Annotated in this window: 1 protein-coding gene and 1 pseudogene; one reads left to right on the plus strand and one right to left on the minus strand. The window is 30.8% G+C overall.

Annotated features, from left to right (window positions below):
* Positions 1-100: 100 nt before the first annotated feature.
* Positions 101-1,339 (minus strand): MFS transporter, encoded by a 1,239-nt coding sequence (locus SPADD19_RS02530; protein ID WP_239683576.1) that lies wholly within the window; start codon positions 1,337-1,339, stop codon positions 101-103.
* Positions 1,340-2,050: 711 nt separating this feature from the next.
* On the opposite strand from SPADD19_RS02530, the pseudogene SPADD19_RS13210 reads away from it, so the two are divergent.
* Positions 2,051-2,131, plus strand: a pseudogene (locus SPADD19_RS13210) (tetratricopeptide repeat protein); the annotation flags it as partial.

Below are 2,131 nucleotides of genomic sequence, written 5' to 3' on the forward strand. Positions count from 1 at the left end.
AGTCTAAGTTGTTAGTATTTTAAAAAAAGACAAGGTGTTTTATCCTTGTCTTTTTCGTTTTAGTATTGCCTTTGTTTCAATTCCAATAAGTGTGTTCTTTTTAGAGTATTCTATATATTCGAGGTAACATTATCATGGTATAGATCAGGAGAGAAACCCCTCCAAATATGAATATCAGACCTCCGTTTATTTCTTTTTGGAATAGATAAGTAAATACAATGGTACCTATCGGCATAATAGACGTATTTAGTGTGAATAAAGTGCTCATCACTCTTCCTAAATAATTTGTTTCAATGCTACTTTGAAGATAAGTCATGACGACAATATTTAGAATAACAAGAGTGAATGCGATAATTCCCATAAATAAACCGCCAACGGAAGAAATAATCACCTGGGTGTTAGTAGTTGCAAATGTGATACCCAAACCAATGATAGCGATGGTTAGAAGAAAAAGTGGAATGCGGATTCTATTAGTGAGAAGTGTGTTGGTTTCTTCTTTGTATGGTAGTAGTGACATAGACACACTGGCTAATAACATTCCAACTGCAGACATTGTTTCTAGGATACCTACTGTTGCATTATCTAATAAGAGTTGCTCTTTGACTACAAATGGTACTCCAATGCTAATGGAAGTATAGAAAAAATTCAGTACAACACTAACAAGAATAATATATTTGATAATCTGATTTTCTTTTAAAAATCGGATAATTTCTTTAACCCCGTGTTGATGGTTTTCATTCTGTTTGATCTCAGCTTCCTGCCCATCGTGTTCATAGAAGAATTTCATGGTAAGTAAGACACCTAAAGCAAGGAGATTTGCAATGATTTCTAAGAGAATAAAGCCTGAGAAACCTAACCAATTATAAAAAATGACTCCAATAGCTGGCGAAAGCATGGTTGCGATAGCAATGGCAGTTTGTGTAACAGAGCTTAATCGTTGAATTTTTGTATCATTTACTAACTCGTGGATAGAGGCTGAATAACAAGTATCATTAATGTTAACTGTAATAGAGTGGAGTATGACAAACGGGATTACGAGGTATAAGATAGTAGATGAATTCGTTAAAAAATAAAAAGCATAAAACAGAAGAAAAATTATAAGCCTAAAGATGAAATTATAAATTAAGATCTTTTTATGACGGTATCTGTCTACTAAATTACCGATTGGAACCAAGAAAATCAAACTAACTAAAGGATAGATGATCATATTGATTCCAAAACTCATTGCCGATTTTGTTTGGTCCAGTAACATTAATCCTAAAGCAAAATTAAAAGCTTTTCCACTTAAAGAACTAATAAAACTACTAATAAAGTCTTTGATGATTTGTCTATTAGACATTTGATCACTTATTAAATTCTTAATATTAGCCCCCTCCATTCGTTTCAACATTACTTCGGTTATCTAATCCTATTCAATCAACCTGTGTTGTAAGGTAATTGGAATATTAGATAGACCATAATTTTTATTAATTAAGATTTTACCAATTATACTAATAAAAGTATAATAAAAAATGTAAAAAATATTGTATTTATGTTTACTAATTATATTTCTCTCTTGCTTTGACTTTATCTAAATTGATAACTTCTTACGTACCTCTTCTAAAATAGGATATAATTTACAATCGTTAAAGGATTTCAAAATGAAACAGATTAATTTATTTTGCTTTTTGTAGGCTTTACATTTATTCCAGATGTTGATACTATTTATCATAGCGCTTGACTCCGCTTTCAAACGGGAGTACAATAATATTGAGGACAAGATGGTTAATCTCTTTTATTTAGGAGGTGTCAGATATGCAAATCTATTTTGTTTATTTTATTTTCTATCTATTATCACGCGTAGTAGCACTTGTGGTTCTAGCTTATCTTATTAAGTTACTCATTGCTCGTTTAAAAAGAAACTAAGTAACATTTTGCCCAAATAGTAGTTATTTGAGCTTTTTGCTATACTTTAGCCTAGTGGATTAAATTTATAAAGATAGGATTTAGCATATTCTTGTTGAGTGATTTTATTTTATGAAGGTTGTTTATAGTTGAAAGGGGAAAATAGATGGTATCTAAACTTGATACAGCTTGGGACTTGTTTCTTGAGGGAAAAACATCAGAAGCTAAAAAGTTGGTTGAACAAGAT

Source organism: Streptococcus parasanguinis (assembly GCF_001578955.1).
Lineage (GTDB): Bacteria > Bacillota > Bacilli > Lactobacillales > Streptococcaceae > Streptococcus > Streptococcus parasanguinis_U.

Excerpts from the sequence above, each read along its gene's own strand:
- SPADD19_RS02530 (WP_239683576.1), bottom strand. The coding sequence starts at position 1,339 with ATGTCTAATAGACAAATCATCAAAGACTTTATTAGTAGTTTTATTAGT.